The sequence below is a fragment of the Corynebacterium frankenforstense DSM 45800 genome (genome assembly GCF_001941485.1).
Taxonomy (GTDB): Bacteria; Actinomycetota; Actinomycetes; order Mycobacteriales; family Mycobacteriaceae; genus Corynebacterium; species Corynebacterium frankenforstense.
In genome coordinates this window covers 275,125-288,833 of the sequence record NZ_CP009247.1, presented here as the reverse complement: position 1 = coordinate 288,833, position 13,709 = coordinate 275,125, and the positions used below count along the sequence as shown (strand labels likewise).

The 13,709-nt window shown below is 71.4% G+C and carries 11 protein-coding genes and 1 tRNA gene; 6 read left to right on the top strand and 6 right to left on the bottom strand.

Annotated features, from left to right (window positions below):
* Positions 1-120 precede the first annotated feature (120 nt).
* A complete protein-coding gene (glxR, locus tag CFRA_RS01175) occupies positions 121-804 on the top strand; it encodes a CRP-like cAMP-activated global transcriptional regulator GlxR (RefSeq protein WP_075663104.1) in 684 nt (227 codons plus the stop codon).
* A gap of 221 nt (positions 805-1,025) precedes the next feature.
* On the opposite strand, the gene CFRA_RS01170 is transcribed toward glxR, so the two are convergent.
* From CFRA_RS01170 to sp36, 3 genes are read right to left on the bottom strand one after another with little or no spacing between them, the layout of a single operon-like run.
* Positions 1,026-1,847 (bottom strand): MBL fold metallo-hydrolase, encoded by an 822-nt coding sequence (locus CFRA_RS01170; protein WP_075663103.1) that lies wholly within the window; start codon positions 1,845-1,847, stop codon positions 1,026-1,028.
* Positions 1,848-1,903: 56 nt separating this feature from the next.
* On the bottom strand, positions 1,904-2,362 hold the full coding sequence (locus CFRA_RS01165) for a RidA family protein (RefSeq protein WP_075663102.1): 459 nt from the start codon (positions 2,360-2,362) through the stop codon (positions 1,904-1,906).
* On the bottom strand, positions 2,359-2,520 hold the full coding sequence (gene sp36 / locus CFRA_RS11520; RefSeq protein ID WP_169842156.1) for a Sp36 family protein: 162 nt from the start codon (positions 2,518-2,520) through the stop codon (positions 2,359-2,361). Before sp36 ends, CFRA_RS01165 begins: the two co-directional genes overlap by 4 nt.
* A gap of 173 nt (positions 2,521-2,693) precedes the next feature.
* On the opposite strand from sp36, the gene CFRA_RS01160 reads away from it, so the two are divergent.
* On the top strand, positions 2,694-3,866 hold the full coding sequence (locus CFRA_RS01160; protein WP_075663101.1) for a globin domain-containing protein: 1,173 nt from the start codon (positions 2,694-2,696) through the stop codon (positions 3,864-3,866).
* 86 nt (positions 3,867-3,952) lie between these two features.
* Here CFRA_RS01160 and CFRA_RS01155 read toward each other — a convergent pair whose 3' ends face one another.
* On the bottom strand, positions 3,953-4,321 hold the full coding sequence (locus tag CFRA_RS01155) for a WhiB family transcriptional regulator (RefSeq protein WP_083666754.1): 369 nt from the start codon (positions 4,319-4,321) through the stop codon (positions 3,953-3,955).
* Between the two features lie 136 nt (positions 4,322-4,457).
* On the opposite strand from CFRA_RS01155, the gene CFRA_RS01150 reads away from it, so the two are divergent.
* Entirely contained in the window at positions 4,458-6,713 is a 2,256-nt protein-coding gene (locus CFRA_RS01150) for a transglycosylase domain-containing protein (protein WP_245797618.1), read from the top strand.
* Between the two features lie 166 nt (positions 6,714-6,879).
* On the opposite strand, the gene CFRA_RS01145 is transcribed toward CFRA_RS01150, so the two are convergent.
* Entirely contained in the window at positions 6,880-7,347 is a 468-nt protein-coding gene (locus CFRA_RS01145; protein ID WP_075664781.1) for a GatB/YqeY domain-containing protein, read from the bottom strand.
* 38 nt (positions 7,348-7,385) lie between these two features.
* Here CFRA_RS01145 and CFRA_RS01140 point away from each other — a divergent pair, with 38 nt between their 5' ends.
* Together CFRA_RS01140 and CFRA_RS01135 are read left to right on the top strand one after the other, a co-directional pair.
* Positions 7,386-8,306, top strand: a complete 921-nt coding sequence (locus tag CFRA_RS01140; RefSeq protein WP_075663100.1) for a metallophosphoesterase — start codon at positions 7,386-7,388, stop codon at positions 8,304-8,306.
* Between the two features lie 51 nt (positions 8,307-8,357).
* A tRNA-Pro gene (locus CFRA_RS01135) sits at positions 8,358-8,434 on the top strand.
* A gap of 76 nt (positions 8,435-8,510) precedes the next feature.
* Here CFRA_RS01135 and CFRA_RS01130 read toward each other — a convergent pair.
* Complete coding sequence (locus CFRA_RS01130; RefSeq protein ID WP_156887927.1) at positions 8,511-10,451, bottom strand: hypothetical protein; 1,941 nt, start codon at positions 10,449-10,451, stop codon at positions 8,511-8,513.
* Positions 10,452-10,617: 166 nt separating this feature from the next.
* On the opposite strand from CFRA_RS01130, the gene CFRA_RS01125 reads away from it, so the two are divergent.
* Positions 10,618-13,707: a DUF4040 family protein gene (locus tag CFRA_RS01125; RefSeq protein ID WP_075663098.1), complete on the top strand. Its 3,090-nt coding sequence runs from the start codon at positions 10,618-10,620 to the stop codon at positions 13,705-13,707.
* Positions 13,708-13,709: the final 2 nt, after the last annotated feature.

Below are 13,709 nucleotides of genomic sequence, written 5' to 3'. Positions count from 1 at the left end.
CCTGCCCCTGCAACCTACTTCCGCTCACGCCCGACTGACACGAAGCGCGGGAGGAACCCGCCACACGGCAGTGCCGGAAACGGTTGCGTTGAGAAACAGATATTTATTGAGGAGTTCATTGTGGAAGGCGTTCAGGAGATCCTGTCCCGCGCGGGCATTTTCCAGGGCGTTGACGCGACCGCCGTCAACAACCTGATCAAGGACATGGAGACGGTCCGGTTCCCCCGCGGCACCACGATCTTCGACGAGGGCGAGCCCGGTGACCGCCTGTACATCATCACCGCCGGCAAGGTGAAGCTGGCCCGCCACGCCTCCGACGGCCGCGAGAACCTGCTGACGATCATGGGTCCGTCCGACATGTTCGGCGAGCTGTCCATCTTCGACCCGGGTCCGCGCACCTCCTCCGCCGTCTGCGTGACCGAGGTCCGCGCCGCCACCATGGACTCGGCGATGCTGAGCCGCTGGGTCTCCGAGCACCCGGAGATCGCCCAGCAGCTGCTGCGCGTGCTGGCTCGCCGCCTGCGCCGCACCAACGCCTCGCTCGCCGACCTCATCTTCACGGACGTCCCCGGCCGCGTGGCCAAGACGCTGCTGCAGCTCGCCAACCGCTTCGGCACCCAGGAGGGTGGCGCCCTGCGCGTCAACCACGACCTGACCCAGGAGGAGATCGCCCAGCTCGTCGGCGCCTCCCGCGAGACCGTGAACAAGGCGCTGGCCACCTTCGCCCACCGCGGCTGGATCCGCCTGGAGGGCAAGTCGGTGCTCATCGTCGACACCGAGCACCTCGCCCGCCGCGCGCGCTAGGCGCGGACAGTAAGAGAGCGGGCCCCGGATTCGTTCCGGGGCCCGCTCCTTTTACTTGCCGTTACTTGCCGACGTCGCGTCGGTCGCCGTCGGCGCCGCCGTGCCGCGCCGCCGGCGGCTACGCCATGCGGCGCGCCGGCCGCGGCTCGCGGTACTGGCGGCGGCCAGTCAGCGCCGTCACGCCGTGGGGGACGGCGCATCGGCGCCGCCGCGTGGCCGGACTAGACCTGCTCGGGATGGTCGTTCAGGTAGCGCAGGGCGACGCGGGTGGACTGCTCGGCGGCGCCGCGCAGCACGGGGTCGACGTCGTCGTACATGAGGTTGACCAGCTCGTCGATCTCGAGGTCGCGGCCGCGCTCCTTCCAGATCTCCCGGATCTGGTCGAGGCGGTAGTTGCGGCGGTCGATGTACTTGCGGGCGAACTGCGAGAGGTCCGGGTTGTCCGGGCCGTGGCCGGGCAGCAGCGCGACGTCCTTGCCGCGGCGCTCCAGCATCTCCAGCGTCTGCAGGTAGTCGCCGAGGTCGCCGTCGGTCTCGGAGATCATGGTGGTGTGGCGCCCGGCGATGGTGTCGCCGGTGATGATGCCCTCGAGCGTGGACTCGCCCGGCTCACCGGACCAGACGAAGAAGCAGGTGCAGTCCGCGGTGTGGCCGGGGGTGTGCACGACCTCGAGCCGCGGGGTGACACCGTCGACGGAGATGGTCTCACCGTCGGTCAGCGGGTCGGCGCCGTGGCAGTAGCGGGCGTCGAAGGCCCGCACGGGTGCCCCGGTCAGCTGCCGGAAGCGGTGCGCGCCGTCGGCGTGGTCCGGGTGGCGGTGGGTGAGAAGAATGAGGGCCACCTCGCCCGCCTTGGCGTGCAGGACATTGAGGTGGCCTTCATCCTCGGGGCCCGGATCGACGACGATCGCGCGCTCGTCACCTTCACGGCGCACGATCCACGAGTTGGTGCCCTCCAGCGCGGCGTAGCTGGGGTTGGTGCACAGGACGACGGCGGCGGAGTCGGTCACCGGCCGCAGCTGACTGTAGGCAGGATGCTGCATGTCCCCCAGCTTAGCGTGCCCGGACGGGCCTGGAAATTCGGGCGGACCTGGAATTATCAGTCGACCTCGACGATGAGCTCGATCTCGACCGGCGAGTCCAGCGGCAGCTCGGCGACGCCGACGGCGCTGCGAGCGTGCGCGCCCGCGTCACCGAAGATCTCGCCGATGACCTCGGAGGCGCCGTTGACCACGCCGGGCTGGCCGTGGAAGTCGGCGGCCGAGGAGACGAAGCCGACGATCTTGAGCACGCGGGTGACGTGGTCGACGCCGACGACGGAGTCGACGGCGGCCAGCGCGTTGAGCACCGCGGTGCGCGCGAGGTCGGCGGCCTGGTCGGCGTCGACCTCGGCGCCGACCTGGCCGGTGGCCGGCAGCTTGCCGTCGATGAAGGGCAGCTGGCCGGAGGTCCAGACCTGGTCCCCGACGCGCAGCGCGGGCACGTAGGCGGCCACGGGCGCGGCGACGGCCGGCAGCTCGATGCCGAGCTCCCTCAGACGCTCGGAGACGGTGCTCATGCGTCCTCCTTCGGACGCTTCAGGTAGGCGACGACGTTCTCCGGGTTCGGCCCGGGCATGACGGTGACGAGCTCCCAGCCGTCCTCGCCCCAGGTGTCGAGGATCTGCTTGGTCGCGTGGGTCAGAAGCGGCACGGTGGCGTATTCCCAAGTGGTCATGGCGACCACTGTACTTACCCCGGCCTCACCTTCGCCGCACCCGCCGCCGTGACCCCTCTGAACTGGGCGTACCGCGCGGACCCATCCCCCGATCTGCAATAACCACGGATACAGGCGTATCAATGGAGGCGGGTTTCCCGCCCACTTCACCGTCCCCGACCCGAGGAACAGTCATGCACGTCTCCGACCAACCGACCACCCGCGCCCACCTGACCCCGGAGCACGAGGAGATTGTCTCCGCCACGCTGCCGGCCGTCGGCGAGAACATCGGCACCATCGCCGAGACCTTCTACCACCGCATGTTCTCCGCGCACCCCGAGCTGCTGCGCGACACCTTCAACCGCGGCAACCAGCACTCCGGCGCGCAGCAGAAGGCGCTGGCGGCCTCCGTGGCCACCTTCGCGACGATGCTCGTCGACCCGGAGGCCCCGGACCCGGTCACGATGCTCTCGCGCATCGCGCACAAGCACGTCTCCGTGGGCATCGTCGAGGACCAGTACCCGATCGTGCGCAAGCACCTCTTCGACGCGATCCGCGAGGTCCTCGGCGCCGACACCTTCACCGCCGAGGTCGAGGAGGCCTGGGACGAGGTCTACTGGCTGATGGCCCGCGTGCTCATCGACCACGAGTCCGCCCTCTACTCCTCCGACGGCGTCACCCCCGGCGAGGTCTTCCGCGAGGTCACGGTCACCGGGGTCGAGAAGCTGAGCGAGACCGTCTCCGCCTTCGAGCTCTCCGGCGAGCTCAGCTCGCCGTTGCCGGGACAGTACACGTCGGTCGGTGTGGTGCTTGACGACGGCGCGCGCCAGTTGCGGCAGTACTCCATCATCGACGGCGACGCCGGGCACTACCGGATCGCCGTCGAGCGCGACGGCGAGGTCTCGCAGCACCTGCAGGACCACGTCGCCGTCGGCGACACCGTGCAGGCCACGCTGGCCGCCGGCGACCTGACCCTGGACGAGTCGACCGAGGCCCCGGTCGTGCTCATCTCCTCCGGCATCGGCTCCACCCCGATGGTCGGCATCCTCACCCACCTGGCGCGCACGGGTTCGGATCGGCAGGTGCTCGTCCTGCACGCGGACGACTCGCGCGAGACCCACGCGCAGTACGGCCAGACCCGCGCCGCTCTCGAGCAGCTCGGCCACGGCGAGCTGCGCACGTTCTACCGGGACGCCGGCGAGCGCATCGACGTCGCGGCGGAGGTGCCCGCCGGCGCGGACGTCTACCTGTGCGGCGGCACCGGTTTCCTGCAGTCGCTGCGGGCGGCCCTGGCGGAGCTCCAGGGCGAGGCGGCACCGGTGGCGGTGCACTTCGAGCTGTTCAGCCCGAACGACTGGCTGGCCTGAGTTTTCAGCCCTTCCAGGCGGCCCCGTTCCGGCCGGGGCCACCTGGCCAGGGGCTTCTCCGGCCGACCCCTTTCCGACCGGGCGGCTCAGATGCCGATGAGCTCCCCGCCGTTGGCGAGGTAGTCGGCCCAGTCGTCGATCTGCGGGTTCTTGCGCAGCAGGGCGCGGCGCTGACGCTCGGTCAGCCCGCCCCACACGCCGAACTCCACGCCGTTGTCCAGCGCGTCAGCCAGGCACATCTGCTGGACCGGGCAGCCGCGGCAGAAGGTCGCGGCCTTGCGCTGCTCGGCGCCCCGCACGAACAGGGTCTCGGGGTCGATGCCCCGGCACTTGGCACTGGTTACCCAGGTGCCACGGTCCTGCACGGCCTCGGCAGGCGTCTTCCCGCTCTCGGTGCCCAGGAACTCGTCCACGCCGAGTGCACGCTCACTCCGGGTCGGTGTTGCGGTGGTCATAGTCCCTCCTCTTTGAAGCGGAGTCGCTAACGTTTTTGTAAGTGTACTCACGCGAATGACCGTTTGTCGACTAGGTCACATAAATGGGGGCGACCACACCTACTTCTTTCCCGCCGCACCCCGTAATGTTGGGTCCGTGTCTACCTCACGTTCCCTGCTCACCCTCCTCGGCGGCGCCCTGCTCGCGGCCGTACTCGCGGCCGTGGCGCTCTCGCCGGCCGCGGGGGTCGCGGGCCTGGCCGCGGCCCGGACGAGCGAGACCATGGAATCCAACCTCGCCGACCTGACCGACGGCTCCGCGCCCGGGGTCACCACGGTCACCGACGTCGACGGCAACCCGATCGCCTGGATCTACGACCAGCGTCGTTACCAGGTGCCCGGCGACCGCATCGCACAGCCGATGAAGGACGCCATCGTCTCGATCGAGGACCGTCGCTTCTACGAGCACGAGGGTGTCGACCTGCAGGGCACCGTCCGCGCGATGGCCGCCAACTTCGTCTCCGGCGGGGTGGCGCAGGGCGCCTCGACGCTCAACCAGCAGTACGTGAAGAACCACCTGCTGCTCGTCGACGCCGACACCGACGAGGAACGCGCCGCGGCGACCGAGACCTCCATCCCCCGCAAGCTGCGTGAGATGCGCATGGCCTCGGACCTGGACAAGGTGCTCAGCAAGGACGAGGTGCTCACGCGCTACCTCAACCTGGTCTCCTTCGGCAACGGCGCCTACGGCGTCGAGGCCGCCGCCCGCACCTACTTCGACTCCACGGCCGCGGAGCTCACCGTCCCCCAGGCCGCGATGCTCGCCGGCATCGTGCAGTCCTCCTCCTGGCTGGACCCCTACACCAACCCCGACGCCGTGATCGAGCGCCGCAACACGGTGCTCGACTCGATGGTGGACTACGGCGCGCTCGACACTGATTCCGCCGAGTCCTTCAAGGCCGAGCCGCTCGGCGTGGTCGAGGAGCCGATCGGGCTGCCCAACGGCTGCATCAGCGCCGGGGACCGCGGCTTCATGTGCGACTACGCGCTGACCTACCTGGAGTCCAAGGGCATCTCGCACGAGATGCTCACCCACGGCAGCTACACGGTGCGCACCACGCTCGACCCGCAGGTCCAGGACGCCGCCCACGACGCGGTGACCTCGAACGTCGACCCGAAGCAGCCCGGTGTCGCCGAGGTGCTCAACGTCGTCGAGCCCGGGCGTGACTCCCGTCCGATCCGGGCGATGACCTCCTCGCGCGACTACGGCCTCGACCTCGACGCCGGCGAGACGATGCTGCCGCAGCCCTCGACGATGGTGGGCAACGGCGCCGGTTCCGTGTTCAAGATCTTCACCGCCGCCGTCGCCCTCGACAAGGGCATGGGCCTGGACACCGTGCTGCCGGTGCCGACCCGCTACGAGGCCACCGGCATGGGCTCCGGCGGCGCGGCCGGCTGCCCGCCGAACACCTACTGCGTGGAGAACGCGGGCAGCTACAAGTCCGCCCTGACGCTCAAGGACGCGCTGGCCCAGTCGCCGAACACCACCTTCGTGCAGCTCATCGACCGCGTCGGCGTGGAACCGGTGGTGGACCTGGCCGTCAAGCTGGGCCTGCGCAGCTACGCCACCCCGGGCAGCTGGGACGAGGAGAACTCGGTGGCCGACTACATGAAGAAGGCCAACCTGGGCTCCTTCACCCTGGGCCCGACCGCGGTCAACGCCCTGGAGCTGTCGAACACGGGCGCCTCGATCGCCTCGGGCGGGCGCTGGTGCGAGCCCAACCCGATCGACGCCCTGATCGACGAGGACGGCAACGAGGTCTACATCGAGCGCCCGGAGTGCGAGGACGTGCTCAACCAGGCCACGGCGAACGCCCTGATGGAGGGCATGTCCGAGGACCCGAAGTCCGGCACCGCCTCCGACGCCGCCTCGGCGGCCGGCTGGCGCGCGCCGGTGGCCTCGAAGACGGGCACCACCGAGTCGCACCAGTCCGCGGCCTTCATCGGCTTCAACTCCGGGCTGGCCGCCGCCCCCTACATCTACAACGACGGCACCTCGACGACCCCGCTGTGCTCGCACCCGGCCCAGCAGTGCGGCGGCGGCAACATGTACGGCGGCGACGAGCCGGCCGAGACGTGGTTCGCCATGGCCAACCGCGTGCCGGCGGCCGCCTCGGGCAACCTGGGCGGCGGCGCGAGCGACCGCTACCGCCGCGGCTCCGGACCGCTCGGCCAGTCACAGGCCCCGGCCCCGCAGCCCTCCGCCCCCTCGGGCGGGCAGAACGCGGCCCCGGCCTCCCCCGAGGCCCCGGACGGCGGCGCGCCCGCCGGCGGTGAGGAGGTCATCCCGGGCGTGCGCCAGGAGGACATCGACAACTTCACCAACGACCTGCGCGGCGCCTTCGGTCTCTGATCCGCCGCTCCCCCACGCCGAGGGCCCGGACACCCCACACGGGGTGCCCGGGCCCTGGTCGTTGTCCCCGGCGGCACACGGTGAGCTCAGCTCCGGCCACCGGCAGTGGGCTGTGTGCCCTGCACCGGCCGCCGGTCCCGCGAGCTCACGGCGGCGCGGGCGGCGCCTAGCCCTGCAGGCGGGCCTTGACGGCCTCGGAGAGGCGCTTGCCGTCGGCGCGGCCGGCGGCGTCGGCCTTGGCCTTCTTCATGACCTGGCCCATCTGCTTCATCGTGGGGGCCTCGCCGGTCTCCTCGGCGACGGCGGCCACCGCGGCGTCGACGAGCTCGCCCAGCTCGTCGTCGTCGAGCTGGGCGGGCTGGTAGGCCTCGAAGACCTCGGCCTCGGCCAGCTCGGAGTCGGCCAGCTCCTGGCGGCCGGCGTCGGCGTAGACCTCGGCGGACTCACGGCGCTTCTTGATCTCGCGGGCGACGACGGCGAGCACGTCGGCGTCAGTCAGCTCGTGCTTGCTGCCCTTGGTCTCCTCCTCCTGGAGGGCGGCGAGCAGCATACGCAGGGCCGCGGTGCGCGGCTTGTCCTTGGCCTTCATGGAGTCCTTGAGGTCGGACCGCATCTGGTTCTTCAGTTCACTCATGGCCATCACGCTACCCCGTGGTCGGTAGGGTGAGACCGGTGAAGGGAAATGTGAAGCACGTACTCAAGTCCGTCCTGCCGCTGGCCGGGGCCGCGGCGGCCGCCGGCGCCGGCACTCTGGCCTGGGGGTACAGCGAGCTCGAGCGCTTCGAGCTGCACACCCACGAACTGCCGATCCTCGAGCCCGGGGCGCTGCGCGGCACCGGCGAGTTCCGCCTGCTGCACGTCTCCGACCTGCACATGATCCCGGGTCAGGAGGCCAAGACGGCGTTCCTGAACGCCCTCGACGAGCTCGACCCGCACCTCGTGGTCAACACCGGCGACAACCTCTCAGACGAGCGCGCGGTGCCCGACGTGCTGCGCGCGCTCGGCCCGCTGCTGGCCCGGCCGGGCCTGTTCGTCTTCGGCACCAACGACTACTGGGCGCCGCGCCCGGTCAACCCCGCGAAGTACCTGACCGGCGCCAAGCGCGAGCCCAGCTACGTCGACCTGCCGTGGCGCGACATGCGCGCCGCCTTCCTCGAGCACGGCTGGCGCGACGCCAACCAGGCGCGCCACGAGTTCAAGGTCGGCCCCGTGCGCATCGCCGCCGCCGGCGTGGACGACCCGCACCACGACCTCGACGACTACGACGAGATCGCCGGTGCCCCGAACGCGGACTCGGATCTCGCGCTCGCGCTGCTGCACGCCCCGGAGCCCCGGGTGCTCTCCCGCTTCGCCGCGGACGGCTACCAGCTGGCGCTGGCCGGGCACACCCACGGCGGGCAGATCTGCCTGCCGGGCGGGCACGCGATCGTGACCAACTCGGGCATCGACCCGAAGCGGGCCGCCGGGCTCTCCGAGTTCGACGGGATGCCGCTGCACGTCTCCAACGGCCTGGGCACCTCGAAGTACGCGCCGGTGCGCCTGTTCTGCCGGCCCTCGGCCACGCTACTGAAGATCACGGAGCGACGCGGCTGAGCTGCCGTTTTTGAATTCCGGGCGGGGTGCACTACAGTAATCCGGGCACCACGGGATATGGCGCAGCTTGGTAGCGCGCCTCGTTCGGGACGAGGAGGTCGCAGGTTCAAATCCTGTTATCCCGACCATGCGAGAGGCCCCGGCCGCAGCGGAGATGATCCGCCGCGACCGGGGCCTCACTCATGCGCGGGGCGGCCGCCGGTCCTAGCGCCGGAACCAGCGACGGTAGGAACGCCGCCTGCGGTCGCGCTTGGCCTCGCTCCCCGGAGTCACGTCCTCGTCCGCGACCTCGCGGGACTCGGCCGTCCCGCCCTGGGCCGGGAAGCCCTCGGGGTCGGTCGACGGGTCCACGGGCGCGGTACCCCGGTCAGAGTCCCGATCAGAGCTCCGGTCGAGGTCCCGTCCGTCGTCGGCGTCGATGTAGCCGTCGCCGATGTAGGTGACCTCGTCGTCGGCGGGGTCGCCCTCGATCTCCTCGTACTCCTCGGCGAGCTCGTCCTCGTCGCGGTCGTCCGCGCCGGTGCCGGCAGCGCCCGTGCCAGCAGCACCCGCGGCACCCGCACCCGCGGCACCCGCGCCGACGGCACGGTCGGCGGCGACGTCGTCACGCGCGGCGTCGTCAATCTCTTCGTCGAACCCGTCCCCGGAGGCGTCGGCGGACTTGCGGTAGTAGCGCCCGCCCTCACGCGAAGCGTGCACGCCGGCGCCGCCGACGTAGGCCGGCTCGCGGCGCGCGGAACCGAGCGACAGCCAGGCCAGCACCAGCACGGCCGCCAGGATCGCCGCGCCCGTCCAGGCCACGGTGGCGTCCGCGCCGTTGCCCGCCGCGGTCAGCGCGCCGGTGCCCCAGTGCAGCGGGGTCATGCCGGAGACGGCCTGCCAGACGATCGTCGGGTCGGAGCTGGCGGCGGTCTTCCAGACCCAGCCGACCAGGCCGACCTGGACCACGGCCGCGACCACGAGCAGCGGGGCGGCCACCGTGCGGCCGAGCGCGACGACGCCGACCAGCGCCACCGCCGCCGAGGCGGCCGTGAGCAGCGCCAGGACGCCGGCCGCGGCGAGCACCGCGACGACGCCCGCGCCGGAGAGCACCCAGAACAGCGCCGCGGCCGAGAGCACCGCGCCGGCGCCGACCAGCCAGGCCTCGCGGCCGCGGGCCAGGTACATCAGCCCGGCGGCCAGGCCGCCGAGCGCGGCGAGCGCTCCGATGAGCAGCGCGTAGATCGGGGCGAGCGAGGAGCCTGTCGCGGCCTCCTCCCCGGTGGCCTCGGCACCCTGGGCGGTACCGGCGGCCTGCGTGGCCGGCAGCGCGCGGCGCACGTCGTTGACCCGGTCCTTGTTGGTGGCGGCCATACCGTCGACGCGCTTGGCGCCGTCGTCGAGCTGGTTCACACCGCCGACGGCCTCGTCGACGCCGCCGCCGAGCTGGCCGAGGCCCTGGTCGAGCTGCTTGGCACCCTCGGTGGCCTGGTAGATGCCGTCGTGGTAGCCGTAGCCGGGCACGGCCAGCTGGTTGGCCAGCTCGCGGGAACCGTCCTTGAGGCGGGTCAGCTGCGAGGTGATCTCGCCGCCGAAGTCGACGTTCTCCACCTGGCGGCGGAAGTCGCCGAGCTGACCGCGCAGGTCCCCGGCGCGCGGGTCGCTCGAGGCGGCCAGCTCGCGGTCGAGGTTGTCCACGGCCTCGAGCAGCTGGCCCTGCACCGCGCCCAGGCCCACGACCTGGTCGACCGCGCCGCCGACGCCGTCGGCGAGCTCCGTGGCGCCGCCGCCGAGCTGGCCGGTGGCGGCCTGCAGCTGCTGCATGCCCTCGGAGAGCTGCCGGGCGCCGTCCTGGGCGTCGCGCACCCCGCCGCCGAGTTCGCCGGCGCCCTCGCGTAGCTTGCCGGTGCCCTCGGCGAGCTGGCCGGTGCCGGTGGAGAGCATCCCGGCCTGGGCGGAGGCGTTGGCGGCGGCCTTCTGCGCCTGGGCGATCTGCGCGGCGTCGGCGCCACCCGGGGCGGCTGCGACGGGGGCGCCGGCGGGCGACTCCTCGCCGGCGGCGGACCAGGAACGGTCCACCGTCATGCCCAGGAGGACGATCACGGCGCCGATGAGGAGCGGCACGAGTGCCAGCAGTGCAAGTATCCGGCTGCGCAGAGTGGTCATGTCCTGACCCTATCCGTGCAGCTCGCGCCATAGCCGGAGCCACACCGTCAACTGGGACGAGGTAGTTGTGCCCTGATAACGTGAAGACGGTTCAAATGTCGATCATGCCTCCATGACGCCCGCCTGTGAAAGTGCTGGGCGGGAGGCTGGAAACTTGGGGTAACGCATGACGCTGGTCGTCGTAGTCGCCCTGGTCGCGGTGGCGGTGGCAGCCTCACCGCCGCTGGTGCGTGCCATGGACAGATATGCGGGCTGGCCGCTCGCGCTCCTGTTGCTGGCGGGGGCGTTCGTCCTCGGCCGGGAGCTGCCGGCCATCCTCGACGGTGAGGCCCTCACCGTCCACCACACCTGGGTGCCGGACTTCCTCGGCAGCGGACTCGACGCCGGGTTCGCGCTGCGCGCGGACGCCCTCGGCGCATTCTTCGCCCTGCTGGCGCTGATCATCGGCGCGGTGGTGTTCATGTACTCCGCCGCCTACCTGCCGCGCCACCAGGGCAACATCAGTTTCTACACGCTGATGACCGCGTTCACGCTGGCCGTGGTCCTGCTGGTGCTCGCCGACGACGTCACCGTGCTCTTCGTCGGCTGGGAGCTGGTCTCCATCGCCTCGTTCATGCTCATCGCCCGCTCGGGCTCGGGCGGCGAGGCCGGCTCCATGCGCACCCTGATCCTGACCTTCTTCGGCGGGCTGACCCTGCTGGCCGCCCTGGCCGTGTCCGCCACGGCCGCGGGCACCACCAGCCTGTCCGGCATCCTCGCCTCGGACGTGTGGGCGCAGCGCCCGGGCCTGACCGGCACGCTGGCCGTGCTCATCGCGGTCTCCGCGTTCACCAAGGCCGCCCAGCTGCCCTTCCACTTCTGGCTGCCGGAGGCCATGGCCGCCGCCACGCCGGTCTCCGCGTTCCTGCACGCGGCCGCCGTGGTCAAGGCCGGTGTCTACCTGCTGCTGCGCTTCTCCACGGTCTTCCACGACGTCGCCGTGTGGAACTGGCTGCTCATCGTCGTGGGCATGACCACGGCGCTGGTCTCGGCGTTCTTCGCCGTGCAGAAGACGGACCTGAAGCACCTGACGGCCTACTCCACGGTCAGCCACCTCGGCTGGATCGTGACCACCATCGGCGTGGGTACCGGCTTCGCGCTGGCCGCCGCCGTGGTGCACACCCTGGCCCACGCGCTGTTCAAGTCCTCGCTGTTCATGCTCATCGGCGTCGTCGACCACCAGGCCGGCACGCGTGACTCGCGCCGCCTGGGTGTGCTGTGGCGCCGGATGCCGTGGACCTTCGGCTGCATGGTCGTCGGCGCCGCCTCGATGGCCGCCGTGCCGCCGCTGTTCGGCTTCATCTCCAAGGAGGGCATGCTCACCGCCTTCGAGGAGGCCCCGATCGGCGCGGCCGGCCAGTGGATCCTGCTGATCGTCGCCGGCGTGGCCGCCCTGCTGACCTTCACCTACTCGGCCAAGCTCGTCTTCGGCGCGTTCATCGACCCCGCCGAGAACGACCGCGACTTCTCCGACGTCGAGGAGGCCCCGGTCGCCCTCTGGCTGCCGGCGGCCGTGCCCGGCCTGATGGCCGTCCCGCTCGGCTTCACCGCCGGCCTGCTCGACGGCCCGGTCGACGCCGTGACCGCCGCGATCGGCGTGGAGAGCTCCACCCACCTGGCGCTCTTCCACGGCGTCAACGCCCCGCTGGTCATCTCGCTGAGCGTCCTGGTCCTCGGCGTCATCGGTGTGGTCGTCCGCGGCCGCATCTGGCCGAGGATCGAGAACCGCGAGGTCCTCCCGGCCACCGGCAACGACCTGCTCGCCGCCCTGCAGAAGGGCCTGCAGGCCTGCGGCCGCGGAATGGGCGCCATGGCCAACTCGCTGTCGCCGGGCCGCCACCTGGTCTGGCCGATGGTCGCCCTGATCACGATCATGGCGGTCACCCTGCTGGGCACCGACGGCATCGACGGCGTGCCGATGGCCCCGCGCGCCGAGGGCGTCGACCACTGGATCGACCTCGCCCCGATGCTGATCATCGTGCTCTCGGTGGTCGGCCTGGTGACCAACCGCAACCGCATCGCCGGCGCGGTCTTCATCAGCACCGCCGGCGTCGGCATGACCCTGCAGATGCTGCTGCTGGGCGCCCCCGACGTCGCACTGACGCAGTTCCTGGTCGAGGCCCTGGTCGCCGTCATCATCATGATGGTCGTGCGCTACCAGCCGCGGCTGTTCCCGAAGGTGCCGCGCCGCCGCCAGATCCGCTCCGCGGTCATCGCGCTGCTCGCCGGCCTGACCGCCTTCCTCGGCGTGTTCACGCTGATGGGCCGCCACGGCAAGTCCGAGCTGGCCCAGTGGTACCTGGACAACGCCCCGGACATCACCGGCGGCAACAACATCGTCGCCGCGATCATCGTCGAGTTCCGTGCACTGGATACCCTCGGCGAGCTCTCGGTGCTGGGCATGGCCGCGATCGTCATCGCCGCGGTCTGCGCCTCGGTGCCGTCCTCGCCGTTCGACCGCGGCACCCGCCCGGCGCCCTTCGGCCAGTCGCAGCTGAACTCGCTGCCGCTGAAGAAGGGCTTCCAGCTGGTGGTCCCCGTCCTGGCGGTGCTGTCCGTGCTGGTCTTCATGCGCGGCCACAACGACCCGGGCGGCGGCTTCGTCGCCGCTCTGATCGCCGGTGCCGCGGTGATGATGGCCTACATGGCCAAGGGCCGCGACTCCATCGTCTTCCGTCCCTCGACCCCGTTCTGGCTGACCGGCATCGGCATCGTCACCGCGCTGACGGCCGGCTTCGTCGGCTACGCCGAGGGCGGCTTCCTCAAGCCGATCTACGGCGAGATCCTCGGCGAGCACCTGACGACCTCGCTGATCTTCGACGGCGGCATCTACCTGGCCGTGCTGGGCATGCTGACCTCCGCGATCAACTCGCTGGGCGGCTACCTGCGCCCGGGCGCGCTGGCCCAGGAGGAGCTCGACTACATGCGCTCCGACGGCCCGCTGCCGCACACCCCGACGGACGCGGAGACCCGCGCGTGGGAGCAGGCGTTGCTTGACGACGCCGCGACGCAGGCGGAGGCCGCCCCGGGCGGTGCCGTCACCGCGGTGCTCGCCCCCGAGGAGTTCTTCCCCGAGCCGATCGAGCCGAACCCCGACCCGGAGGACCCGGGACCGGACCGCGCGAAGCTGCGCGACTGGGTCACCGAACACGAGGGCTCGCCCGCCGAGACCGGGACCGGGACCGAGACCGTCAACGACAAGAACAAGGAGGACTGACC

Bases quoted from the DNA above. Each gene is read 5' to 3' on its own strand.
- CFRA_RS01170 (WP_075663103.1), bottom strand. From the start codon at position 1,847: ATGCAGCATCCTGCCTACAGTCAGCTGCGGCCGGTGACCGACTCCGCC.
- sp36 (WP_169842156.1), bottom strand. From the start codon at position 2,520: ATGACCACTTGGGAATACGCCACCGTGCCGCTTCTGACCCACGCGACC.
- CFRA_RS01160 (WP_075663101.1), top strand. From the start codon at position 2,694: ATGCACGTCTCCGACCAACCGACCACCCGCGCCCACCTGACCCCGGAG.
- CFRA_RS01165 (WP_075663102.1), bottom strand. From the start codon at position 2,362: ATGAGCACCGTCTCCGAGCGTCTGAGGGAGCTCGGCATCGAGCTGCCG.
- CFRA_RS01125 (WP_075663098.1), top strand. From the start codon at position 10,618: ATGACGCTGGTCGTCGTAGTCGCCCTGGTCGCGGTGGCGGTGGCAGCC.
- CFRA_RS01130 (WP_156887927.1), bottom strand. From the start codon at position 10,451: ATGACCACTCTGCGCAGCCGGATACTTGCACTGCTGGCACTCGTGCCG.
- CFRA_RS01155 (WP_083666754.1), bottom strand. From the start codon at position 4,321: ATGACCACCGCAACACCGACCCGGAGTGAGCGTGCACTCGGCGTGGAC.
- CFRA_RS01145 (WP_075664781.1), bottom strand. From the start codon at position 7,347: ATGAGTGAACTGAAGAACCAGATGCGGTCCGACCTCAAGGACTCCATG.